Annotated in this window: 21 protein-coding genes; 10 read left to right on the plus strand and 11 right to left on the minus strand. The window is 51.5% G+C overall.

The window, feature by feature from the left end:
- Nucleotides 1-12: 12 nt before the first annotated feature.
- From hpf to mgtE, 5 genes are all read left to right on the plus strand, one after another.
- Nucleotides 13-300: a ribosome hibernation promoting factor gene (gene hpf / locus ACJ8W9_RS07435; RefSeq protein WP_034731268.1), complete on the plus strand. Its 288-nt coding sequence runs from the start codon at nucleotides 13-15 to the stop codon at nucleotides 298-300.
- Between the two features lie 3 nt (nucleotides 301-303).
- Entirely contained in the window at nucleotides 304-759 is a 456-nt protein-coding gene (gene ptsN / locus ACJ8W9_RS07440; RefSeq protein ID WP_411359231.1) for a PTS IIA-like nitrogen regulatory protein PtsN, read from the plus strand.
- Nucleotides 760-763: 4 nt separating this feature from the next.
- Nucleotides 764-1,615 (plus strand): RNase adapter RapZ, encoded by an 852-nt coding sequence (gene rapZ / locus ACJ8W9_RS07445; RefSeq protein ID WP_411360769.1) that lies wholly within the window; start codon nucleotides 764-766, stop codon nucleotides 1,613-1,615.
- Nucleotides 1,612-1,890: an HPr family phosphocarrier protein gene (locus ACJ8W9_RS07450; RefSeq protein WP_034731262.1), complete on the plus strand. Its 279-nt coding sequence runs from the start codon at nucleotides 1,612-1,614 to the stop codon at nucleotides 1,888-1,890. Before rapZ ends, ACJ8W9_RS07450 begins: the two co-directional genes overlap by 4 nt.
- A gap of 81 nt (nucleotides 1,891-1,971) precedes the next feature.
- On the plus strand, nucleotides 1,972-3,333 hold the full coding sequence (mgtE, locus tag ACJ8W9_RS07455; protein ID WP_034731260.1) for a magnesium transporter: 1,362 nt from the start codon (nucleotides 1,972-1,974) through the stop codon (nucleotides 3,331-3,333).
- A 13-nt stretch (nucleotides 3,334-3,346) separates the two neighbouring features.
- Here the strand turns inward: mgtE and pmbA are convergent, their stop codons facing one another.
- Nucleotides 3,347-4,693 (minus strand): metalloprotease PmbA, encoded by a 1,347-nt coding sequence (gene pmbA / locus ACJ8W9_RS07460; RefSeq protein WP_411360770.1) that lies wholly within the window; start codon nucleotides 4,691-4,693, stop codon nucleotides 3,347-3,349.
- Nucleotides 4,694-4,760: 67 nt separating this feature from the next.
- On the opposite strand from pmbA, the gene yjgA reads away from it, so the two are divergent.
- Nucleotides 4,761-5,267 (plus strand): ribosome biogenesis factor YjgA, encoded by a 507-nt coding sequence (gene yjgA / locus ACJ8W9_RS07465; RefSeq protein WP_411359234.1) that lies wholly within the window; start codon nucleotides 4,761-4,763, stop codon nucleotides 5,265-5,267.
- Here yjgA and tldD read toward each other — a convergent pair.
- The 9 genes from tldD to ACJ8W9_RS07510 all read right to left on the minus strand — a co-directional run bounded on the left by tldD (nucleotide 5,264) and on the right by ACJ8W9_RS07510 (nucleotide 16,536).
- On the minus strand, nucleotides 5,264-6,718 hold the full coding sequence (gene tldD, locus ACJ8W9_RS07470) for a metalloprotease TldD (protein ID WP_411360771.1): 1,455 nt from the start codon (nucleotides 6,716-6,718) through the stop codon (nucleotides 5,264-5,266). The genes yjgA and tldD overlap by 4 nt on opposite strands.
- Entirely contained in the window at nucleotides 6,711-7,589 is an 879-nt protein-coding gene (locus ACJ8W9_RS07475) for a carbon-nitrogen hydrolase family protein (protein ID WP_411360772.1), read from the minus strand. The genes tldD and ACJ8W9_RS07475 overlap by 8 nt, the downstream gene beginning before the upstream one ends.
- Nucleotides 7,495-11,502 carry a YhdP family protein gene (locus ACJ8W9_RS07480; protein WP_411360773.1) on the minus strand — a complete coding sequence of 1,336 codons (4,008 nt, stop codon included), beginning with the start codon at nucleotides 11,500-11,502 and terminating at the stop codon, nucleotides 7,495-7,497. The genes ACJ8W9_RS07475 and ACJ8W9_RS07480 overlap by 95 nt, the downstream gene beginning before the upstream one ends.
- 14 nt (nucleotides 11,503-11,516) lie before the next feature.
- Nucleotides 11,517-12,986 carry a ribonuclease G gene (gene rng, locus ACJ8W9_RS07485; RefSeq protein WP_034731251.1) on the minus strand — a complete coding sequence of 490 codons (1,470 nt, stop codon included), beginning with the start codon at nucleotides 12,984-12,986 and terminating at the stop codon, nucleotides 11,517-11,519.
- On the minus strand, nucleotides 12,976-13,575 hold the full coding sequence (locus ACJ8W9_RS07490) for a Maf family protein (RefSeq protein ID WP_411359238.1): 600 nt from the start codon (nucleotides 13,573-13,575) through the stop codon (nucleotides 12,976-12,978). Before ACJ8W9_RS07490 ends, rng begins: the two co-directional genes overlap by 11 nt.
- 15 nt (nucleotides 13,576-13,590) lie before the next feature.
- A complete protein-coding gene (mreD, locus tag ACJ8W9_RS07495) occupies nucleotides 13,591-14,073 on the minus strand; it encodes a rod shape-determining protein MreD (RefSeq protein ID WP_411359239.1) in 483 nt (160 codons plus the stop codon).
- On the minus strand, nucleotides 14,063-14,926 hold the full coding sequence (gene mreC, locus ACJ8W9_RS07500) for a rod shape-determining protein MreC (RefSeq protein WP_411359240.1): 864 nt from the start codon (nucleotides 14,924-14,926) through the stop codon (nucleotides 14,063-14,065). The genes mreD and mreC overlap by 11 nt, the downstream gene beginning before the upstream one ends.
- A 6-nt stretch (nucleotides 14,927-14,932) precedes the next feature.
- Nucleotides 14,933-15,976, minus strand: a complete 1,044-nt coding sequence (locus ACJ8W9_RS07505) for a rod shape-determining protein (RefSeq protein WP_034731244.1) — start codon at nucleotides 15,974-15,976, stop codon at nucleotides 14,933-14,935.
- A gap of 80 nt (nucleotides 15,977-16,056) precedes the next feature.
- Complete coding sequence (locus tag ACJ8W9_RS07510) at nucleotides 16,057-16,536, minus strand: prepilin-type N-terminal cleavage/methylation domain-containing protein (RefSeq protein WP_411359241.1); 480 nt, start codon at nucleotides 16,534-16,536, stop codon at nucleotides 16,057-16,059.
- Between the two features lie 158 nt (nucleotides 16,537-16,694).
- Here ACJ8W9_RS07510 and ACJ8W9_RS07515 point away from each other — a divergent pair, with 158 nt between their 5' ends.
- Genes ACJ8W9_RS07515 through ACJ8W9_RS07530 form a run of 4 tightly spaced genes read left to right on the plus strand, consistent with a single transcriptional unit; the run spans nucleotide 16,695 to nucleotide 22,347 of the window.
- Complete coding sequence (locus ACJ8W9_RS07515; protein WP_411359242.1) at nucleotides 16,695-17,216, plus strand: hypothetical protein; 522 nt, start codon at nucleotides 16,695-16,697, stop codon at nucleotides 17,214-17,216.
- Nucleotides 17,216-18,037: a type II secretion system protein J gene (locus tag ACJ8W9_RS07520; RefSeq protein ID WP_411359243.1), complete on the plus strand. Its 822-nt coding sequence runs from the start codon at nucleotides 17,216-17,218 to the stop codon at nucleotides 18,035-18,037. The genes ACJ8W9_RS07515 and ACJ8W9_RS07520 overlap by 1 nt, the downstream gene beginning before the upstream one ends.
- Before the next feature lie 4 nt (nucleotides 18,038-18,041).
- Complete coding sequence (locus ACJ8W9_RS07525; protein ID WP_156099480.1) at nucleotides 18,042-18,497, plus strand: hypothetical protein; 456 nt, start codon at nucleotides 18,042-18,044, stop codon at nucleotides 18,495-18,497.
- Entirely contained in the window at nucleotides 18,484-22,347 is a 3,864-nt protein-coding gene (locus ACJ8W9_RS07530; protein ID WP_411360774.1) for a DUF6701 domain-containing protein, read from the plus strand. The genes ACJ8W9_RS07525 and ACJ8W9_RS07530 overlap by 14 nt, the downstream gene beginning before the upstream one ends.
- Nucleotides 22,348-22,587: 240 nt before the next feature.
- On the opposite strand, the gene ACJ8W9_RS07535 is transcribed toward ACJ8W9_RS07530, so the two are convergent.
- Complete coding sequence (locus ACJ8W9_RS07535) at nucleotides 22,588-23,079, minus strand: type II secretion system protein (protein WP_411360775.1); 492 nt, start codon at nucleotides 23,077-23,079, stop codon at nucleotides 22,588-22,590.
- Nucleotides 23,080-23,098 lie beyond the last annotated feature (19 nt).

The raw sequence follows: 23,098 nt of genomic DNA on the forward strand, positions 1-23,098 counted from the left end.
AAGGAAGATGTTATGCAAATTAATCTGACTGGTCATCACATTGAAATTACTGACGCCCTACGCGACTATGTTGACAGCAAATTTGCCAAGCTCGAACGGCACTTTGACCACATAAACAATGTCCATGTCATTTTAAATGTTGAAAAGTTAACGCAAAAAGCGGAAGCTACGCTCCATGTTAGCGGCGGTGAAATTTTTGCCGATTCCGAACACCAAGATATGTACGCGGCGATTGATGGTTTGATTGATAAACTGGATCGTCAAGTAATTAAACACAAAGAAAAGATGAAACGTCACTAAATCATGGATTTATCCTCTCTCTTAAGCCCCGACTGCACACGTTGTGCAGTCGCCGGCTCAAGCAAAAAGAAAGTGCTCGAACTCATTGGGCAACTCGCCGCTCCGCGCTTATCAGGCACCACCAGCTTTGATGTTTTCGAAAGTTTACTCAATCGCGAGCGTTTGGGTAGCACCGGGATTGGTTTAGGTGTTGCGATTCCACATGGGCGTTTGAGTACTGCCAATAAGCCTGTCGCTATTTTGCTGACGCTAAATGAGCCCGTCGACTTCGATGCCATCGATAATCAACCGGTCGATATCGTCTTTGCGCTTGTTGTGCCTGAAGAGGAACACGAGCAGCATTTACAAACTTTAGCTGCTGTCGCCCAACGCTTAAATGAGAAAACCTGCACGCGCGCCTTGCGTGAGGCGAAATCTGACCAAGAGCTGTTTGACCTTTTCACTAAAGCAGAAGTGTAATGATATGCGGCTGATTATTGTAAGTGGACGTTCAGGATCTGGCAAAACCATCGCCCTGCGGGTGCTGGAGGATTTGGGCTTCTATTGTGTCGATAACCTGCCGATCATGCTGTTACCCACGCTGGTTCACGCGGTACAAGAGCAATACCAAGACGTAGCTGTAAGTATCGATGTCCGCAACTTGCCCGTGAATCCAGAGCAACTCAGTGACGCACTGGATTTTTTACCGGACAAAGTCGCGCCAGAAATTCTCTTTCTTGATGCCGAAGACAAAATTTTGCTGCAACGCTTTGGCGAAACCCGTCGCATGCATCCGCTGTCGCGCCATGAAATGCCTTTAAGCGAAGCCCTACAACTTGAATTCAAATTGCTCGAACCGCTTGCCGAACGCGCAACCTGGCGGATTGAAAGCAGCGATTTGAGTGTTCATCAGCTGAGTGAGCAAGTGAGCGAACGGGTGTTAGGCCGCGCGACTTCGCGCCTCATCGTAGTGTTTCAATCATTTGGTTATAAATACGGCCTACCTGCTGATCTCGACTATGCATTTGACGCGCGAATTTTGCCAAATCCGCATTGGGAACCTGAGCTCAAACCATTGACCGGCAGTGACCCCGCGGTCCAACACTTTTTTGTACAGCAGCCGCTGGTCACCAAGTTTATCTATCAACTCGAAACCTTTCTCGCCACTTGGTTACCGCACTTTCAACGCAGTAATCGCAGCTACCTTACGGTGGGTATTGGTTGCACCGGTGGCCAACACCGTTCCGTGTATATCGCGGAGCAACTGGCTGAGCGCTTTCAAGGGCTGGATTTAAAAGTTCAAGTACGCCATCGTGAGAGCCATCGTCGCAAATGACTACTGAAGTTCGTCGCCAAGCCATTATTCAAAACAAACTCGGCCTGCATGCGCGTGCTGCGACCAAGCTCGCTAAACTCACCTACCAATTCGATGCTGAAGTTTTTATTGAGCAAAATGGCAAAGAAGTCGATGCTTCAAGCGTCATGTGTTTACTCCTGTTAGCCAGTGCACAAGGCCATGAAATTACAGTCATTGCCCGTGGTAGTGAAGCCGAACAAGCGGTTGAAGCGGTCACCGCACTGATCGAAGCTCGCTTCGATGAAGACGCATAAACCGACCATTTATCCCCACTGCACTAGCTGACGAATTCGTAAAAGTAAGATAAACTCCTCATATTCATAGGAGTTTTCAACATGCTTGCAGAAGTCGCTGAAAAAGAGTTCGCTGAACAGCAGCTACAAGATGTAACCGAGTCATTGGCTCGGGGCATGTACGTGCAAGCGCGCCGGCAATTACATAATTTGCCAGCGTGGGATGTTGCGCTCCTGCTCGAATCTTCACCGCCAAAAGCGCGTGCCATCATTTGGCAGTTGGTCGATGCCGACGAACACGGTGATATCCTCGAGGAACTCTCCGAAGAAGTACAAAAATCGATTATCCGCCAAATGGCGCCAGAGAAGTTGGCCGCCGCAACCGAAGGCATGGATACCGATGACTTGGCCTACGTCTTACGTGGCCTGCCGGAGCAAGTTTATCAAGAAGTTTTGAAGTCGATGGACGAGCAAGATCGGCATCGTGCCGAAAAAGCGCTGTCCTACGAGGATGATACTGCCGGCAGTATCATGAACACCGATACCATTACCTTGCGTCCCGACGTGACCATCGACGTGGTATTACGGTACTTGCGTCTTAAAGGCGAACTCCCAGAAGCGACCGACAAACTTTACGTGGTAAGTCGTGACGATCAATTCATTGGCGAGATTTCCATTTCGCGCTTAGTCACCGTCGATCCAGCAAAACTGGTAAGCGACGTGATGGAGCCAGATGTGCAAAGTATTCCGGTGGATATGGACGAAGTCGAAGTCGCCAAGCTGTTCGAACGCCAAGACTGGATATCTGCGCCGGTGGTCGATAACGACAATCACCTGGTCGGCCGTATCACCATCGATGACGTGGTCGATATCATCCGTGAAGACGCGCAGCACTCGATGTTGAGCATGGCCGGTCTTGATGACGATGAAGATACCTTCGCGCCCGTGTGGAAGAGTACCCGCCGACGTTCTATTTGGTTGGGTATTAACCTAATCACGGCGTTACTGGCCGCCATGGTCAGTTCGCTATTCGAGGATATCCTTGCACAAATGGCGATTCTCGCAATTCTAAACACCATAGTGCCAAGTATGGGTGGAATTGCCGGATCACAAACGCTTACGCTGGTCATTCGCGGTATGGCACTTGGTCACATAGGGCCTAGTAACCAACGCTGGTTGATCGGCAAAGAGCTCGCCGTAGGTGCCCTCAATGGCATGATCTGGGCGCTGCTCATTGCCGCAGTAGTGGCCATTTGGAAGCAAGACTTAATGATTGGCGGGATCATTGCCTTTGCGATGATGGCCAACCTACTTGCCGCTGGCTTAGCCGGTGTCACTGTACCGTTGATCTTGAAGAAATTCGATATTGACCCAGCTTTGGCAGGCGGTGTCATTTTGACCACCGTCACCGATGTCGTGGGTATATTTGCCTTCCTTGGCACCGCTACGTTGTTACTTAGCTAATCTTATTGAGCGTTTAATTACCGGCAACGTGCATGCTTTCAAGCAGCACTGAGCCGGTACGAACACCATGGCGTAAATCAATGTCATTGCCGATTGCGACGATATTACGCAGCATATCTTGCAAATTGCCAGCAATAGTGATTTCCTCTACTGGATACTGGATTTCCCCATTTTCTACCCAAAAACCAGCCGCTCCACGTGAGTAATCACCGTTAACTAAGTTCACTCCTTGGCCCATCAGTTCGGTAACCAAGAGTCCCGTGCCCATGGTCCGACAGAGATCCGCCAAAGATTGCTGCTGGTGCGCCACTTGCCAGGTATGAATGCCGCCCGCATGCCCCGTTGGCTGCATCTGCATTTTGCGCGCCGCATAACTGGTCAATAAATAGGTCTGCAATACGCCATCCGCAACGATGGTGCGATCTTCTGTACGCACTCCTTCGTGATCAAACGGCGAGCTGGCGAGGGCGCCGCGTAAATGCGGCGTTTCTTCAATGGTGAGCCAAGACGGCAACACCTGTGCGCCCAAGTGGTCCAATAAAAAGCTCGATTTCCGATACAAATTACCGCCACTGATAGCACCAACAAAATGGCCGAATAGACTATTAGCAATATCGGCACGGAAAATAACCGGCATTTGTGCCGTATCAATTTTACGTGCGCCCAACCGCGACACTGTTTCTTTAGCTGCCCCTTCCGCGACCTGCTCGGGGCTATCCAACTCGCCAATTTTACGGCCCACAGTGTAGGCATAATCGCGCTGCATGGCGTCACCTTGCTTGGCGATCAATGAACAGCTAATGGCATGCCGCGACTGTAAATAGCCATCAAGAAAACCTAGGCTGTTGCCATACACGCGATAACCGACATGACTGCTATAACTCGCGCCATCAGAATTAACGATACGCTCGTCAAGGTTGAGCGCATGACGTTCACATTGCAGCGCCTGCGCCAAAGCATACTCAGCCGATTGATCGGCCGGATGACAGAGGTCCAAATCAGGTGCTGCGGTGGCCAGTAATTCGGCAGGCGCTAAGCCAGCATGCGGGTCCGGCGAGGTAAACCGAGCAATATCATAGGCTTTTTCAACTGCCGCGCGAATGGCGCGTGGCGACAGATCGGTAGTTGACGCAGAACCTTTTTGTTGGCCTTGGTAAAGCGTGATGCCCAAGGCGCCATCTTGGTTAAATTCTACCGTTTCCACTTCGCCAAGACGGGTTTCGACACTGATACCACGGCTGCGACTTAGGGCACATTCCATCGCGCTGGCCCCAAGCTCTTTACCGAAGCTAAGCGCGTCGGCGACGGCTTGTTTCACATCATCTAGTTCGAGGCGTAAATCAGCTATTTCTGGTTTCAAAGTAAACTCCAATGGTCGGTTGTTCGTGAGCCTGTTAAAATGACCAACATTGCACAGAGGAAAACGCATGCACGATCACGATCAAGACGACGACTCGTTAATTAGTAAATCTCAGCTCAAGCGCGATGCCGAAGCCCAACAAGCACTCGGCACTAAGCTAGTCAACTTAAGCGCTGGCAAACTCGAAAAAATTCCACTCGACGATGAATTGCGCGATGCTATTGCCTTAGCGCAACGTATTCGCAATAAGCGCGAAGGCTTTCGACGCCAGTTACAGCACATCGGTAAATTGATGCGCAACCGTGAAACTGGCCCCATCGAACAAGCTTTGCACGAACTTGAACATGCTCACCATGAGCAAAACGCATTATTTCATCAGCTCGAGAAAACGCGTGATGCGATTTTGAGCCAAGGCGACAGCGCCATTCAGCAATTTATCGACGCTTATCCACATGCCGATAGACAAAAGCTGCGGCAGCTGTATCGCCAAGCGCAAAAGCAACAACAGCAGGGCAAACCACCCGCCGCTGCACGCGAACTCTTTAAATATCTACGTGAAGTGGCATCCGCTTAAGCGGTGCCTCCCACAGTTAGGGCATCTAATTTCAGCGTCGGTTGGCCAACGCCCACCGGCACGCTCTGACCGTCTTTACCACAAACACCGACGCCGGTATCTAAGGCGAGATCGTTGCCCACCATCGATACTTGACGCATCGCTTCAGGACCATTGCCAATCAGCGTGGCGCCTTTCAATGGTGCAGTGATTTTGCCATCTTCAATCAAGTAGGCTTCTGACGCTGAGAACACGAATTTGCCGGAAGTAATATCCACCTGACCACCCGCGAATTGTGGTGCATAAATGCCCTTCTTCACACTGGCAATAATTTCGTCAGGGTTGGCTTCACCACCGAGCATATAAGTATTGGTCATGCGCGGCATTGGCAGATGCGCATAGGATTCACGGCGACCATTACCGGTCGCGGCGACGCCCATCAGACGCGCGTTCATTTTGTCTTGCATGTAGCCGACTAAGCGGCCTTTTTCGATCAGTACATTGTAGCCAGCGGGTGTACCTTCATCGTCAACAGTTAATGAACCACGTCGATCGGCAATGGTGCCGTCATCGACAATGGTGCAAAGTTCCGAGGCCACGAGTTCACCCATTTTTCCAGCATACGCGGACGCGCCTTTGCGATTAAAATCGCCTTCGAGGCCGTGCCCGACTGCTTCATGCAGCAGCACACCAGGCCAACCGGCGCCTAACACCACCGGCATGGTCCCCGCAGGGGCCGGACGCGCTTCAAGATTCACCAATGCTTGGCGCACTGCTTCTTTGGCGTAACTCTGCCACCGCGGGTAACTCATACCTTGGTCAGCCGCAAAGAAGTAGCCATAATCGACTCGCGCACCACCACCAGCACTGCCACGTTCGCGTTTGCCATCTTGTTCCGCCAACACGGTGCAGTTCACGCGCACTAACGGACGTATATCCGTAGCTAAGGTGCCGTCGGTGGCGATCACCAAGACTTCATCATAACTACCACTGATACTGGCAATCACTTCCACCACTCGGGAGTCGAGGGCGCGTGCATAGGCATCGATTTCGCGCAACAATTCAATTTTGGCAACTTCATCTAAACTAGCTAACGGATTGGTCGCGCTATAGCGCGTCTGTGGCGCCTGTGCCGCTGGTACCTGTACTCGCTTGGCTTGTCCTGCTGCGACAATCCCACGCGCCGCGCTGGCCGCCTGCTGCAGCGCACTCGCGGTAATCTCATCGGCATAGGCAAAGCCAGTCTTGTCTTCATGCAAGGCACGCACACCAAGTCCGCTCTCAATATGAAAGCTGCCAGTTTTAACAATACCGTCTTCTAGCACCCAAGATTCGTTGGTGCTGTGTTGCAGGTAGATATCAGCGTAATCAATGGCACCGGTGTAGAGGTGCCCTAACTGCTGGGTTAACTGCTCGACATCAAGTTGATTGTCGGCCAACAGATGCGCAATGACCTGCTCGTGTTTACTCATGTATCACCTTTTTACTTCGGGCAAAATGCTCTGCCACGGGAATATTCTGTCGGATCTCAGCTTGCTGACTTAAATCAACCGCCGCCGTTGCTAAACAAGGCTGCTGCGGCTGACCGGTCGCGCCTTCGCATTCATCCAATACGCGTCCCCAGGCATCAATGATCAGTGCATGACCAAAGGTCGCACGACCATTCGCATGGGTACCGACTTGTGCCGCAGCAACTACAGCGCATTGTTGTTCAATCGCGCGAGCGCGGGTCAGCACGTGCCAGTGGGCAGCACCAGTCACCTGGGTAAATGCCGACGGTAGTGAAATCACATCCGCCCCCGCCGTGCGTAATGCGCGAAACAGTTCTGGAAACCGCACATCATAACATACTGCCAAACCTAACACGCCAAACTCAGTGGCCACCGTAACGACCTCGGTGCCCGCTTCAGTCCAGTTTGATTCACGGTACTGTTTGGTATTATCGGCAACATCAACGTCGAACAAGTGAACTTTGTTGTAACGCGCCAGCTCGCTGCCGTCAGGGCCAAACAGCAAAGATGCTGCGCTAAATTTTGTGGCCTCACGGCTATCGATTATCGGCATGGTGCCGGCAAGTAAATAGATGCCGTGTTGCTGCGCCAACTCAGCGAGACGTTGCTGCAAATCGCCCTGCCCATGTAATTCGGCAATCTCGCGCTGCAATTTATCGCCGGCACCGAAGCATAAACAGGCTTCGGGCAATACCACCAGTTGTGGCCGCGCGGGCGGAATTTGCTCCAGGAGTTGTTCAATAACTGCTAGGTTGTCCAGCGGCTGCGGCTGGCTGGTCATCTGTACTGCTGTTAGTTGCACCTTGTTCGCTGGCGTTGTTGCCGTTGTCATTTTGCTTCTCCTGCTGTTGGGCTTCGCTTGGCAGTTCATCGACCGGAATGGTGACTTCGCGACTATCGCGCGAGACTTCTTCTACCACAGGAGCGTCAATAGTACCGGTAATCTTATACTCCAAGCGACTGATGACTTGCGCATCTTGCAGCATTTGATCGATCAACAAAGCGGCAAGACCGGACGGCGGATTGACCATCCAGGCCAGAATAACAGGCAGACTGGAGGTCACTTTAGGCACGAAATAAAGGCGGTAGTCGATGGCCTCTGAGACCAAATCGCTCTGCCCGATAATTTGCATGTCACCGGCCGAGCCATCCATCACCGCATTGTCGGTGCTTACTACGCCATCAGCGATGTCGAAAGCACCGCTAAATTCGGTAAAGAACATGCCATTGGCAAAGATATCCCGAAAATCAAAGCGCAGTTTGCGCAAAATGCTTTCCAGACTCAACACCGAAAAGATGCGTGCGCCACCGTCGCTGACATCATTCAGATAGCCTTGGCCTAGCTCCCATTCCATTGTGCCATTCAAGCTTGCGACATTAAAACCGCCGGGCGCGCCCTGCCAACGCAAGTCATAATTAAACTCAGCGGGACTGTCTTGAATGATCGAGGTAATATCGTATTCATTCAGTAGCTGCCCCAAGTCGTCACTATCAAGGCTGCCATAGAAGCGCGTAGCTTCGGTTTGTTCGCCCGTGGCAAATTGCCAATCCATGTTAGCCAGCAGACGGTGCTCACCTTGCGCAATCTGAATCTCGGTAAACTGTAGGCCTTGTGCTTGCGGCTGCATCTGCAACGCGACTTCACCTAGGTCATAGTCGCCATATTGGCAACGGCGACACTCAAACTGCAAACTCGGCCAAGCCGTCACGTTCGGTGGATCTTGCTCGACTTCGGTGGTTTCCTCGACCGTTGCAATCACTTCGGGGCGCGCCAATTCGAGAAAATCTGCAGCAATTCGTACTTGCGCGCGTTGCTCGGCTCGGGCTGGCCAATAGCTGCCCGTGAGTGCTGTTTGCTCGGCGCGCCAGCGCCATTGCCAAGTATCAATCACTTGCTCGGCCTGCGGCTCCTGTTGTGGCCATAGCACAATTGCATTATCGTCCAACGTATGATCACCGAGTGTTACGGTATCTGCACGAATCTCTATCAAATCCGGTACTGGACTAGCGATGCGACTCGCGGATTGTGGTTCCGGTAACCAATCACTCAGCCACTGATTGAGCGCAACTAACTTTTCACCCCAGGCTAAACCGTCGATTTCGGGAAGACCGATCTCTAACGGAAATTTAGGTTGTAAACCTAGCAAGTCCGGATTCGGCGCCCCACGCGCGGTGTTACCAATGCGCGCATAACCTTGCTGCAATTCGCTGGCATCACCATTGAACTGCAGTTCCAGCAAACTCTGTTCGCCCAGACTACTATTGATCAAGAGACTCTCGGGACTACCGGAAACCTGCAATTGCCATGCGCGCCCTGAACCCTGCGGAATATCAAGTGGTGCAGGTAACAACATGCCAAGTTCCAGCAGGTCAGATTGTTGTTGCCAGTGGAACGAATACCCGCCATCTTGTGGCAACGACAATGCCAATTGACCATCCCAATTGAATCCACCTGTGAATAAACTCGCGGTACTCGGGATGCGCTCGGTAAGCTCCGCCATCGACCACTCAGCCTGTGCTTTTAGCTCCACGTGATAGTCTTGCTCGCGCTGTTGCCCTTGCAAAGTTAGGGCCACCGGCAGTTGTTGCCAAGCCACGCGCAGGTTATCACTAGAAATTTCGTCATTACGGTAGCGGATCCGTCCATTAACCTGCTCAAAGCGCTGCCCTAGGCTTTCCACCAACAACGTATTATTAGCAAGCTCACCATAGCCCTCAGCTAAGACCTGGCGGCTATTATCTAACGGAACCGTGAGTTGCAGGCGCCCAGTCAACGGTCCGCTTAACTGTATCTCTTCGAAAGTGGTACCCAAACTCTTAGCCAACGGGCTTTGCGCAAAGATCGGCTGTAACGCCGTACCATCACCGGCAATATCGCCCGAAATCAACAGCTGCGGCGGCCGCGCTGTGAGATCAGGTAAAATGGTGTCGACTTGCGGCAGCCCCATATCGAGCAACTGTCCATTTTCGGCACGAATATGCATGCGTTCATTGCCAAAATGCACGTAGGCGTTGGCGTCGGCAACACTGGGCCAGTTTGGCTGAAATTTGTAAACCAGATTGCGTAAACTGGCTTGTGCGCGAAAGACGCCCTGCTGTTGCTTGTAGGGGAACTCTTCCAATGCACCGCGCCAGAGCATGGTGATGCTCTCAGCTTCGGCTTCCAATAATGCGGTCTGCAAGTAATCGTGTAGCTCTGCGCCCATCACTTCTGGTAAATAACGACGCAGCACTTCAGCATCTATGGTGGTTGAAGTATCAGCGGTGACCCGCGCAGCAATTTCTAGCTGTTCTGCTTGTTGCAGCGTAGCCCGCAGCGCCAGCGGTAACCCCTGTAACTCAATGCGACTGCCATCAGCGATGCGCACACGCCAAGTGTGCTCAGGTTGGCCTACTGGACGCCAGCTAAAATCACCAGCCACGTTGAGATTCGCAATTTGCCACGGTGCGGCACTATCGAGCCAACGACTATTGACCGCCACTTGCTCGCCTTGGAGTTGCCACTGTGCATACTGGCCTTGCCCCACCACGTTAACGTCCACTTGCGCAACACCCGGAATCGTCTCATTGCCCTGCCACGCCAAATCTTGACCTTGAACTTGCCATTGCAACGGTTGTTGCAGGTCGCGCTGCAAGCGCACATCTAGCGCGCCTTGTAATTCACTTTGCGTAAGTTTTTCGGCCCAAGCTTGGCCCGTAGAGCCGGCTAAACTAGCCAGTTGCACGAGCGGTGCCAACGGCACTTGATTGGCGCTCACCACCGTGCGTTCCGGCGTTTGCAGCCAGCTCATTGTGGGTAAGGTCCAGGTGGTACTGTCTTTGATAAAGGTCAGCGGGTTATTATTGACTAACCAACCCTCTTGCTGCGGACGCAAGCGCATCAGCCCTTTGGGGATCACCAGTTGATGGCGTTGCTGACCCACTTGCCAATGCAGTTCGTTGCGCGCTAATTGCAACGTACCATTACGAAATTCGCTGGCAGTGAAGTTAAGCCACAGAGTGAAGTTAAATTCCGCCTGTGACACTTTAGCGTCTACCACTTGCTGTTGTAACCAGCCGGCGATATCAAGATTGGAGGCTTGCACGTAAATTTGTCCAGCCAGATCTCTTGGATCATTGCCCTTGATATCAATCATCACGTCAAGCGCGTTACTGGCAAGTCCATCAATGCGGAAACTACCAATGCCTTGGTGCGCAAGCCCTTGGTTCTGCCAACTCAAACGATCTACCAACACGGCCCGACGTACGCCGACTAAATTAATAATTTCGAGCCGGCTGTTCTCAATTGTGACTTCATCAAGTTGGTTTAAGAAAAACCGTGGAATTTGCTCTGACATACCCACATTGCTGGCGATCGATGCATCGCGCAAATCGTAGGTGACATGCAAATCAGCCAGCGTGACTTGCTCAAATTTGACTGACAAGGTACGAACACTTTGCCAGAAATTGAAAATAACGCGTGCCTCATTCAGTTTGAGGTCAGCCGCTTCTCCGCCAAGTTGGTGAATACTAATATCGCGTAGAATCAACTGCGGACCGGCGGTATTCCAATCAGCGCCGAGCTGATTGATGGTCATTTCAACAGCGTAGTTATCGGCAAAGAATTGCTCAACGTCAGTGGTTAAATCAGGTAACTGTGGCAACAAGTAGCGCAGCACGGTCAGCAACACCGCAAACAGCACAAGTGCACTGGCGATGGTATAGAGAAGTGTACGATAAGCTACTTTAACCGAACGTCGCCACATAAGTCCTACATCATTCACATCATCACGACGTCAAACTGCTCTTGATGATACAGCGGCTCGACCGAGACTTTGACTTGCTTACCAATAAAGACTTCGAGCTCCGCTAACGCATGCGACTCTTCGTTCAGTAAGGCGTCGGCAACCGCAGCTGACGCATAAACTACAAAATGATCCGCAGCATAGGCGCGATTGACCCGCACAATTTCACGCATGATTTCATAACAAACTGTTTCGACCGTTTTCATCGTGCCGCGGCCACTGCAGACCGGACATTCTGAGCACAACACGTGCTCGAGACTCTCACGGGTGCGTTTACGTGTCATTTCCACCAAACCTAATGAGGTGAAACCGTTGATCGAAGTCTTCGCGCGGTCTTTGCTCAGCGCTTGTTCCAAACTGTGGAGCACACGGCGCTTGTGATCAGCGTTTTGCATATCGATAAAATCGATAATGATAATGCCACCCAAGTTACGCAAGCGTAACTGTCGGGCTATGGCTTGGGTCGCCTCGATGTTGGTATTGAAAATAGTTTCTTCGAGGTTACGGTGACCGACAAAGCCGCCGGTATTGATATCAATGGTGGTCATCGCTTCAGTCTGATCGATAATAATCGAACCACCAGACTTAAGATCCACTTTACGATCGAGCGCGCGTTGGATTTCGTTTTCGACATCAAACATGTCGAAAATGGGACGTTCGCCCGTGTAGTACTCCAGTGTCGGAGCGAGTTCTGGAATAAACTCTTGCACAAACTCAACGAGAATCTCATAGGTGATGCGCGAGTCGACTCGAACGCGCTCGATTTCGTCGCCGACAAAATCACGCAGAATACGACAAGATAAATTCAAATCTTCGTAAACAATACCCACCTTGCGCATACCCTTGCGGCGCTTTTCAATAGTCGTCCATAGTCGCCGCAAAAAGCTCGCATCGCGCTGCAAATCATCATCGCGTGCCCCTTCTGCTGCAGTGCGCACGATAAAACCACCGTGCTCATCACAGTAGGGTTGCGCTGCAGCTTTGAGGCGATCACGTTCAGCTTCATCTTCAATCCGCTGCGAGATACCAACGTGCGGTGATTGCGGCATTAACACCATGTAACGCGAAGGAATGGTGATATCTGTGGTGAGACGCGCGCCTTTTGTCCCCAAAGGATCTTTGACGACTTGCACCAGTATATGCTGGCCCAACCGCACGAGTGTCGCAATATCCGGCGCTAAATCCGGACGTGGCGGCACACCCTCAGCCGCAGAGAGTGGTGAAACAATATCAGAGGCGTGCAAGAACGCTGCTTTATCTAAGCCAATGTCAACGAAGGCGGCTTGCATGCCAGGTAGCACACGCACCACTTTACCGACATAAATATTACCCACCAAACCGCGCTTGGCTTGGCGTTCAATATGGATCTCTTGCAAAATACCATTTTCGATCAACGCCACCCGTGTCTCAGTTGGGGTCACGTTCATTAAAATTTCAGCGCTCATAATTGTCCTTTGCTACCGCTGCTTCGACCTGCACGATCAGCTGCTCGGTTTCATACAATGGCAAGCCAACCACCGCCAAATAGCTGCCCTCAATATGGGTCACAAACTTACCTGCGCGTCCCTGAATTCCATACCCACCCGCTTTATCTTTAGGCTCACCCGACTGCCAATAGGCAGTGATTTCGGCGGCATTCAAATGCTTAAAGTAGACAGTCGTCGAGACCACCTTACTGTTCGTTGCACCATTATGGTGCAATGCGACCGCCGTGATCGCTTGGTGTGCACGCCCTGACAGCAACCGCATCATTTGTTTAAAATCGGCTTCGTCGTGCGGCTTTTCTAATACTTGATCAGCGCACACCACCACCGTGTCCGCGCCAATAACTGCTGCATTAGTCAGCCCCTCACTGGCACATAACTGCGCCCCAGCCTCGGCCTTTTCTCTTGCCAAGCGCTCCACATAGTCTAGCGGACGCTCATGGGTTTGCTGTTGTTCAATAATATCTGGATGCACGACTCGAAACGGCCGATCGAGCAACTGCAATAATTCAAAACGCCGAGGTGAGCCAGAGGCGAGCACGAGTTCCATCTAAGAATCCTTTAGCTAACGAATCAAGTAACGCCGACGATAGCCACGCATGACGAGGAACAACCAAGGCCACAACACCATCGATGACAGCACCGGGTATAAGTAAGACCAATGAAACGCAGCATCATTCAAAAAATGCTCTAATTGATACACAATTAGACGTTTGACGAGAATCAGTACCGCAATAACCAGCATTTGCTGCATTAATGAATAATTACGAATACGCTGGAAGTGACGCAGGGTGGAATAGGCAATAATCAGCAAACCGGTGGCGTACACGCCGAAAGTAGTGCCCATTAAAATATCAGTGAGTAACCCCATCACCAGCACCGTGGTCACACCAACACGATGCGGAATCGCCATGAGCCAATAAATCAGCACCATACTGACCCAATCCGGACGCCACGCCTCAAGGAATGTCGGGATTGGCATGACCATCAATACCAAGGCAATCACGTAACTGAGTAGTAGCGGCAACAAACCCGACTTAATCCACATCTTCAACCTCGTCATATACCGGTTGTTCGGTGGCATCCGCAGGCCACAGCAATAACAGCGTCCGCACGCGGTCAAGCTGGGCAAATGGCGTGACTAAAACGCGCGCATATTGCAAACGTTCATCACGGTCAATTGAACTGATTTCCGCCACTGGATAACCTTCTGGGAATATGCCGCCAAGCCCTGACGACATCAACACATCGCCCTCTTTTAATTCTGTGCTGTGCGGAATAAAACTCAACTCAAGTTGGTTCAAGTCACCGATACCTTTGGCAATCACGCGGATATCATTGCGTTCAGCACGCAGCGAAATAGCATGGCTCTGGTCGGAAATCAAAATGACCCGTGCAGTGGTGCGTGCAACACTAATGACTTGGCCAAGAATGCCGCGATTATCGAGCACCGGCTGGCCTTCATACACACCGTTGGCGTAACCTTTGTTGATAACCACCTGGTGCGAGAACGGATCGGTCGCTACCGCCACTACTTCGGCAACCATGCGCCGACTCGCTTGACGCACTTCGGAGCCGAGCAATTGTCGCAACCGGGCATTCTCGTTTTCGAGAAAATTCAAGCGTTGCACCGCCATCTCAAGTTCGAGTAACTCGTCACGTAAACGTAGATTGTCTTCGCGCAGCGCTGAACGGGTGGTCGCTAAGTAAACCACGCGATTCATCACTTCTTCAGGTAATACAGCAAGGTACTGAACTGGAGCTGTAGCGGTGCTTAAAAACGAACGCACCGGCTGCATGGTTTGCAGCCGGTGGTCGAGGAACATCAATGCACCTGCAATGATTAGGGCGAGCAGCAGGCGGGTGCGTAGCGAAGGGCCGTGCTCGAACAGCGACTTCATGCGGCGTTACTCATCACTAAACAGATCACCACCGTGCATATCAATCATTTCAAGGGCTTTACCGCCACCGCGTGCGACACAGGTCAATGGGTCGTCTGCGATGATGACTGGAATACCCGTTTCTTCCATTAATAGACGATCAAGGTCGCGCAGCAACGCACCACCACCGGTAAGCACCATGCCACGCTCAGAGATGTCCGAGGCCAGTTCTGGTGGCGACTGTTCAAGCGCGACCATTACTGCGCTGACGATGCCCATCAATGGCTCTTGCAATGCTTCAAGGATTTCGTTGCTGTTCAATGTGAATGAACGCGGCACACCCTCGGCAAGGTTACGTCCACGCACTTCGATTTCGCGGACTTCGTCACCTGGGAAAGCGGAACCAATCTCATGCTTGATGCGCTCGGCAGTTGCTTCACCAATCAATGAACCGAAGTTGCGACGAATATAATTGACGATAGCTTCATCAAATTTATCACCACCAATGCGCACCGAAGAAGAGTAAACCACGCCATTCAACGAGATGATCGCAACTTCTGTGGTACCACCACCAATATCGACTACCATCGAACCTGTTGCTTCTGACACCGGCAAACCAGCGCCAATTGCCGCCGCCATGGGTTCGTCAATCAAATAGACCTCGCGCGCGCCAGCGCCGAGTGCCGATTCACGAATGGCACGACGTTCAACCTGAGTAGAACCGCATGGCACACACACCAAAACCCGTGGGCTTGGGCGGAAATAGTGGCTGTCATGCACCTTCTTGATAAAGTGCTGGAGCATTTTTTCAGTCACATAAAAGTCGGCAATCACACCGTCTTTCATTGGCCGAATTGCGCGAATGTTGCCCGGCGTACGACCGAGCATCTGTTTGGCTGCGTGTCCTACCGCGGCGACGCTTTTCGGACCGCCAGAACGTTCTTGTCGAATCGCCACAACCGAGGGTTCGTTCAATACGATGCCTTCGTCTTTGACGTAAATGAGGGTATTTGCCGTGCCCAAGTCGATAGACAGATCGTTGGAAAAAATGCCGCGCAATTTCTTAAACATCTGGGGTGTTCCCGTAAACTTTTTAAGGTGGATAATCTAACCGCGTAACTTTACCAAGCCACACCAAGGCGGGCAAGCGACTAATTGCAAGCGCCCGCGCGAATATAGCCTTGGCTTTGCACACAAACGCTTCGGCTATTAGGTCCAGCCAACGTAATCTCGACCGCACTTTGGCCACAAAGTTCAGGTGTTGTGAGACTATGGTTGGTCGACACTGGACAACCTAAACTATTGAAGCGAAAACCATTCGCTAGGTTGGTTAAGCTACCTACCGTGGCTAAACTGTTCTCATCGGGCACGACCATGATGCGCTCCGCCGCAACAGCAGCGCCACATAAATCAGGTCGCACTTGGTTAGTTTGAAAATTTATTCCGTAACAGGCTCGTGTGGTATCTTGCATGGCCCGTTGTTGTACGACTCTTAAAGCACTTATCAACTCAGCTTGAAATGTCTGCTGGGTAAAGCCACCGCGTCCAAACAATGCCGGCGCCGCGGTTACCGAAATGATACCGATGATGATGATAACAACGAGCAACTCAACAAGCGTTAGTGCTTGCATAGATTTAACATTAGACTGTGATAAGCACGGAGCTTTAGCACGCATAGGAAAATCGTCGATGGTTTCAATTGATTTAATAATATGCAGTGTAAAGTAAATTCGTATACTATGGAACGTATTAAAAAAGTTATAAAAGAATACTTTAACAAGGTCTTCTCATGCGCGGTTTCTCGTTGATAGAACTGATCATTGGTATTGTCACCCTCGCGATCGCATTGGTGCTGGTATTTACTCTGCTCTATCCACAAGCATTTCGCAGTGCTGAACCGGTTTTACAGTTGCGTGCTGCGACTCTAGGCCAAGCGCTACTTGATGAAATCATCGCAAAATCTTTTGACGAACAAAGCAACCGTAGTGGTGGACTAGTGCGTTGCGATGGTGTCGGAGGCCCCGCATGTACCGATGCTGTCAACTTTGGCCCCGACGCCGAAACCCGTGATACTTTTGATGACGTCGATGATTACCATCAGCTACAAATAGCCTTCCCCGCACTTGCCAATGCTGAGGGCGATAGTCTTGCCGCACGTTATCCAGGTTTTGGCTTTGCCGTTAGCGTTTGCTATAGCAATGCCCTCGGTGTCTGCAGCGCTGGCCGCAGCGCTTTTAAGCGCATCTTAGTGACGACGACGACACCGCTGGGGCAAAACTTTGAATTCTCCATGGTGAAGGGGAACTACTAATGGGCAAACGTCATGCGCATGGCTTCACCCTAATAGAGTTGGTCATCGTTATGGTGATTCTCGCTATTTTAGGGTTGTTTAGCTTTGGTTATGTCAGTTTCGGCGCACAAATTTTTGCCGATACCAGTGCGCGACAGCAGCTTATTGCAGAATCACGATTCGCCATTGAGCGCCTTACTCGCGAACTTAAGTATATAGTCCCACGCTCGCTTCGTGTGAACGCAGCTTGTATTGAATTCGTTCCCTTAGTGGCAAGCAGCCGCTATTTGGAACTCCCTCAGGGCTTAGCAGCGGGCAGCGACAGCTTTATTGCGATTGAACCGCAAAGTGAAACGTCATTGGTCAACCAATGGTTGTTTGTCTACGCTACTCAAGCGCCACATATCTATGCCGCGAGCAGTACACGACGACAGCAGATTCAAACTATCAATGCGGTGAGCGGCCAGTCCGGCGTCATCGACATCGAATTTACCGATGCAAATGCCGAGTTTAGCCAGCAAAGTCCTGGGCGCAGGTACTTTATCGGTTCAACTCCAGTGAGTTGGTGTTTTGACGAAGCCAGTCAACGACTGTTACGTTTTGCCAACTACGGTTACAGTACCAGCCAGCCCAACGCTGCCAGTTTGACCAGTAGCGCGGGCAATGCTGAAGTCATGATGACCACCTTGGTCAATAAGTTAGCTGCAGGGCAGCTGCCGTTTCGGGTCAGCCCTGCCTCGCTGCAGCGCAATAGTTTAGTCTTGCTAGACTGGCGCGTTGGCTCAGTTACCGACGAGCGGATTCAAATCAACCATGAGATTCATTTGCCTAATGTGCCCTAATCGCATGCCTCATTCCGCAGCGCGGCAACAAGGCGCGGCGCTTGCCATCGCTATCTTCGTGATTGTGGTGTTAGCACTGATCGGCCTCACTGTGGTGAAATTAATTCGCGATAGTAGCGATACAACCATTACCGAGGTCTACGGTACCCGCACTGAGGCCGCCGCGCGCAGCGCTGCAGAAATTTTTCTCACCCAGTTATTCCCGCTGTCGAGCAACACCGCGAATAGTAGTTTGTGCCCTGCGCGCTCGAGTAACACGCCGCAGGCTCTGGTATTACAGCAAAACCTCGCGGCCACCGGACTCGACCGTTGCCAAATCAATGTTTATTGCGACCGTTTATCGTTAAGCGCACCCTATACCGGCGACCACTATCGCATCCTCGCAGTCGCACAATGTGCCGCTGGTGATTTCGAATTTTCCCGCCAGCTATTGTTGGAGGCCAGTGATGGTATCGAATAACAAGTTTGTTTATGGCCTAACGTTTGCGCTCATCCTACTTAGTGGCAGTGCACAAGCTGCTACCTACGATTTTCGTAAGAACTTGCCCCCAGGCTGCAGTCAAAAAGGCAATAGTCCTGCACAATGTCCCAACGGCCTCACTTTGCAATGGAACGATGTGTTGGTATTCGACAAAATTGCCGAAGTGAATGTTACCGGCAACGTCTGGCTATCGAATGCCCAAGTATTCCTCGGTGCCAACACCCCGCTCACTATTAACGCGACCGGCTCGATTAGCTCTGATAGCACTATGCAAATGTTCGGCGATCTGAATGCCGTGGGTCAGATCAGCCTCGGCAGTGATAACCAAGTTCAAGGTAATTTGAATAGTCAAAACCAAATCACGTTAAACAACAACACGGACGTGACAGGAACGCTCGTTGCGCCACAGGTTTCACTGGTGTCGAGCAATACGATTACGGGCCCTATCAGTGCTACGCAGTTGACCTTGGGGTTTAACAGTCAGGTAACCGGCAACTTGAATGTTACCAACAATCTCAGCGTTGGCAGTTCAAGCTCAATCACCGGCTCTATCAACGCTGGTAATTTACAGAGTAACTCGCCGGTGAGTCTGAATGGTCCGATCGTCGTCGATAATGAATTTAGCTTAGCTAGTGGCAGCACCGTGAACGGTTCGGTAAGCGCTAACCGCGTCACCCTAGCACCATCGAACAGTACGCTCACAGGTGATGTGACAGCCAACGAGAATGTGATCATTGGCTCAGGCAACACGATTGACGGCAATGTCTCGGCTGGGTTTATACGCCTCCAAGCCAGTAATGCCGCTATCACGGGAAACGCCACTGCAACGGGCGATATCGTGATTGATTGGGCGGGTCAAATTGGTGGTGACGCCACGGCAGTGAATATTACCAACAACGCAGGCAGCACTGATTCTGTCGGCGGTACAGCGTTTTGTGACACTTCTGATGGTGCACAGCCACTAAATTGTCAGACTGGCTCAGGCGGCGGTGGCGCGACGCAGTGTGACGCGCTCACGAATCTTACCGATTACGGTATCATCGGCTTAGACGAGTTCGAATATGGACAAAACTCGGAAATTAATGGCATCGAGATTAGCGACCCCAATAATACCGATGGCAACACTCCAACTCCTGATGGCGTGGTTGAAGATATCAGTGCAGTCTTTCCTCCTCTTAGTCCAAACGTATTTCCCAGTTTCTCGGGTGGTGACGATCGCACAAACCCGATAAATCTTGCTCCAGGTACGTATGATGAAATTGAGATTCGAGGCAACGGCGGTTTCGCTTCTACACAAGGTGGGACCTATTACATTGATGAATTAACCTTCACCAACCAATCTAATACGTTGCAACTCGCCCCAGGTGATTATTTCATCCGTAATATCGACATGGGAAATAACTCTAGTATCACGATAAGCCCCGCAGGCACCGTGCGAATTTTTATAGAGGATGAACTTGAGGGAGGCAACGACCTATTCTTCAATAGCGGTGGTGCTATAGAAAACCTCCAAATATTGATGTACCCGGACGCCGATTTTGAAATTGGTAACTTTAACAATGCCAGTTCAACTTTAACGTTTAATGGCATTTTATACGCGCCCTACGATGACGTTTCTATCGAGTTTGGCAACAACACCAATCTACAGGGAGCCATTCTAACTGCTGGCGAACTTGAGATTGGCAACAATACCAGTATCAACTATACAGATGCGGTTCGCGATGCGGTTAATGAAGCATTTGGTTGCGACACTGAGGTGACTGACATCCATCACTATCGGATTCAGCATCCGTTATCGGTCGTCAGCTGCGTTGCCGCACCAGTCCAAGTCGTCGCCTGTCTTGACGCGAGTTGCGCAAGTCGCTACACCGATACCGCTGAGGTCACTTTATCGAGCTCTGCTACCGGAAGCACTTTCGCCAACGGTGGCGTGCTTGGCTTTACCGGCGGACAAGGTATTCTCGGACTGCGTTACGTCGACGGTGGCACCACAACAGTGAGCCTCAGTAATGGTGCTCCTTCGGCACAAAACCCTACCGAGTGTTACGACAGCGCAGGCACCGCCACGACTAATTGTGAAATTGAGTTTCGTACTGCAGGACTGATCTTTACTGCCAACGATGGCTTAAGCGCCATTCCACCGTCCTTTGCCGGTACCGATTTTGATGTGCTCGCGCGTGCCGTTGAAACTAACACTCAGACCGGTGCTTGCGAAGCACGACTCACCGGGGCACAGGTGCTTGAACTGGCAACCTCCTGTCGCAATCCACTGACTTGCCAAGCGGGTCAAAACTTCATCGCGAATGGCGCTAATGTGCCGCTCAATGATGCCGGTGCAACACTTAGTTACGCGAATGTCCCCGTCACTTTTGACGCCAACGGCAATGCGCCGCTAGTTGCCAACTATAGCGATGTCGGCGCACTACGCTTGCATGGTCGCATCAACCTAAGTGAAGCGCCCAATGCAGATGAATCGAGTATTGATGATCCAGAGGTTACCCTGACCGGTACCAGCGTGAACGACTTTGTGGTGAAGCCTCATACTTTACGGCTATTTGCCGTTGATGGCGCGAATCAATCGGCCAGTACAACGACCAGCAGCGGCAGCGCCTTTGCCAGTGCTGGCGATAACTTCTCACTTATCATTACCTCTGAAAATGCGAATGGCGATGCGACGCCCAACTTCGGACGCGAGACACCTGCTGCCGAAGCACAAGCAAGTTATGTGCAAACCCTTTATCCGAGTACTGCAAGCGCTCCAGCAAGCGATTTTATCGGTAGCCAAGGCTGGCAGTTAGATACCACTCGAGCCGGTAGCTTGCGCACCGACAGCGCACGGTGGCTCGACGTCGGCACCATCGAACTCGCACCCGGCTTGAATGGCAATAGCTATTTAGGCGCCGGTGATGTTGCTGCCAAGCAAAACGCGACTGTAGGCCGCTTCGCACCTTTCCGTTTTGCGCTGAACACCTCGGCCGTGGCGAATAGCTGTGTGGCCGGCGACTTTACTTATATGTCCGAGCCAGCGCTGACGGTCAGCTACGAGCTTTACGCGGTCGATAGTGACGGCAATATTACCGAAAACTATGATTCCAGTGGGTATAGTGGTACCGCTGAAGTTGGCTTCGCGGCAGCCAATTTAGCACCTGCTGACACTGCTACCGATCGCTTTGCTGACCGTTTGCTCAACTTAGCGGCGCAGCAAGCTTGGACCGCAGGAGTGATGACGTTTAATGCGGCCAACGCGGGCTTTAACCGCCACCCAGACGGCAATATCGATGGCCCCTTCGCGAGCTTGCAGCTGGGCCTGCGCGTGTTAAGTGAAATCGATAACCGTAACTTTGCAGGTAGCGACCTCACCTTGGCAGCTTTGGCAGGAGCAGCTGCTCCGCTCAATGGCACCGCACAGCTCCGTTACGGCCGCTTGGTACTGGAAAATACCTATGGTCCTGAGAATGAAGACCTTTCGATACCGCTGTACGCTGAATATTTCGACGGCAGTCGCTTTGTCACCCACACCGATGATAGTTGCTCTAGCGCGCTAGTTGCTGGCTTAAATGTGATTGCTGACCCGAATAACTTAACGCCCGTTGCCGCTGGCAGCGACAGCACGCTGACCGATGGCGCTCTGCCGTTTGATACGCTGCGTTGGTTGGCGCCCGGCACCGGCAATACGGGTGAATTTATATATGAATATGATGCTCCGGCATGGCTTGAGTTCGAGTGGCGTGATGAGTCGGGAGCGGTGCATTTGGATCCACGTGCTTTGGGCGGCTTTGGCCAGTATCGGGGGAATTCGCGGGTGTTGTTTTGGAAGGAAGTGAATTGAGGGTTCGGGGTTCGTGCGCTTCGCTGTTCGGGATTCGTACGCTGCGCTGTTCGGGGTTGATTGATGAGCGTTAGTCGTTAGTCGTTGTTGGTTAGGGTGCGCGGATGCGGATTGGGTGGTTCGCTGTTGGCTGTTAGCTGTTAGCTGTTTGCTGTTTGCTGTTCGAAGAGATGACGGATATGAAAAAGGGCGCCTAGGCGCCCTTTTCGTTGCGTGTACGATCACCTTATGAACATACGCTTAGCAATCGTCTTCCAAAGTGGTTGACAATGTTACTGTAGCTGGTGTGTCAGCATCTGCAGCTTCAGTATATTGTACGTGACAGCCCAATGCAGCACCTGCTGGTGAGAAGCGCACCGCATTTGTGCCCTCAACAGTTGCAATCCACTCAGATGCCGCTAAACCAGCAGCTCTTTGAATACCGATTGCATCGACAGCTGAACCGTCTAAAGCTGTTGGATAGCCAAAGCTGATATTCACTGGGCCATTCTCAGTCGCAACCGTAGGTGGCGTTGTAGCTGTTTTGCCAACTGCATCCGAACCATCAATCAGGGACTTGGCGTAGGCGAGTTGCATGGCGCCTTGGATTGAGGCTTGTGCACCTTTCACTGTCGCTTCACGGGCGTCAGACTGGAAGTTGATGAACTGTGGCGCTGCAGTAACCGCAAGGATACCTAATACAACGATCACGATAATTAATTCAATTAAGGTAAAACCTTTTTGTTGGTTCATAGGGTGTTCTCCATTCATT

Source organism: Pseudidiomarina salilacus (genome assembly GCF_047323925.1).
Lineage (GTDB): Bacteria > Pseudomonadota > Gammaproteobacteria > Enterobacterales > Alteromonadaceae > Pseudidiomarina > Pseudidiomarina salilacus.

Excerpts from the sequence above, each read along its gene's own strand:
- ACJ8W9_RS07535 (WP_411360775.1), bottom strand. The coding sequence starts at position 23,079 with ATGAACCAACAAAAAGGTTTTACCTTAATTGAATTAATTATCGTGATC.
- ACJ8W9_RS07475 (WP_411360772.1), bottom strand. The coding sequence starts at position 7,589 with ATGACAACGGCAACAACGCCAGCGAACAAGGTGCAACTAACAGCAGTA.
- rng (WP_034731251.1), bottom strand. The coding sequence starts at position 12,986 with ATGAGCGCTGAAATTTTAATGAACGTGACCCCAACTGAGACACGGGTG.
- mreD (WP_411359239.1), bottom strand. The coding sequence starts at position 14,073 with ATGTGGATTAAGTCGGGTTTGTTGCCGCTACTACTCAGTTACGTGATT.
- ptsN (WP_411359231.1), top strand. The coding sequence starts at position 304 with ATGGATTTATCCTCTCTCTTAAGCCCCGACTGCACACGTTGTGCAGTC.
- ACJ8W9_RS07490 (WP_411359238.1), bottom strand. The coding sequence starts at position 13,575 with ATGGAACTCGTGCTCGCCTCTGGCTCACCTCGGCGTTTTGAATTATTG.
- yjgA (WP_411359234.1), top strand. The coding sequence starts at position 4,761 with ATGCACGATCACGATCAAGACGACGACTCGTTAATTAGTAAATCTCAG.
- ACJ8W9_RS07530 (WP_411360774.1), top strand. The coding sequence starts at position 18,484 with ATGGTATCGAATAACAAGTTTGTTTATGGCCTAACGTTTGCGCTCATC.
- mgtE (WP_034731260.1), top strand. The coding sequence starts at position 1,972 with ATGCTTGCAGAAGTCGCTGAAAAAGAGTTCGCTGAACAGCAGCTACAA.
- hpf (WP_034731268.1), top strand. The coding sequence starts at position 13 with ATGCAAATTAATCTGACTGGTCATCACATTGAAATTACTGACGCCCTA.
- mreC (WP_411359240.1), bottom strand. The coding sequence starts at position 14,926 with ATGAAGTCGCTGTTCGAGCACGGCCCTTCGCTACGCACCCGCCTGCTG.
- ACJ8W9_RS07505 (WP_034731244.1), bottom strand. The coding sequence starts at position 15,976 with ATGTTTAAGAAATTGCGCGGCATTTTTTCCAACGATCTGTCTATCGAC.
- ACJ8W9_RS07520 (WP_411359243.1), top strand. The coding sequence starts at position 17,216 with ATGGGCAAACGTCATGCGCATGGCTTCACCCTAATAGAGTTGGTCATC.
- ACJ8W9_RS07525 (WP_156099480.1), top strand. The coding sequence starts at position 18,042 with ATGCCTCATTCCGCAGCGCGGCAACAAGGCGCGGCGCTTGCCATCGCT.
- ACJ8W9_RS07510 (WP_411359241.1), bottom strand. The coding sequence starts at position 16,536 with ATGCAAGCACTAACGCTTGTTGAGTTGCTCGTTGTTATCATCATCATC.
- ACJ8W9_RS07515 (WP_411359242.1), top strand. The coding sequence starts at position 16,695 with ATGCGCGGTTTCTCGTTGATAGAACTGATCATTGGTATTGTCACCCTC.
- ACJ8W9_RS07450 (WP_034731262.1), top strand. The coding sequence starts at position 1,612 with ATGACTACTGAAGTTCGTCGCCAAGCCATTATTCAAAACAAACTCGGC.
- tldD (WP_411360771.1), bottom strand. The coding sequence starts at position 6,718 with ATGAGTAAACACGAGCAGGTCATTGCGCATCTGTTGGCCGACAATCAA.
- ACJ8W9_RS07480 (WP_411360773.1), bottom strand. The coding sequence starts at position 11,502 with ATGTGGCGACGTTCGGTTAAAGTAGCTTATCGTACACTTCTCTATACC.
- rapZ (WP_411360769.1), top strand. The coding sequence starts at position 764 with ATGCGGCTGATTATTGTAAGTGGACGTTCAGGATCTGGCAAAACCATC.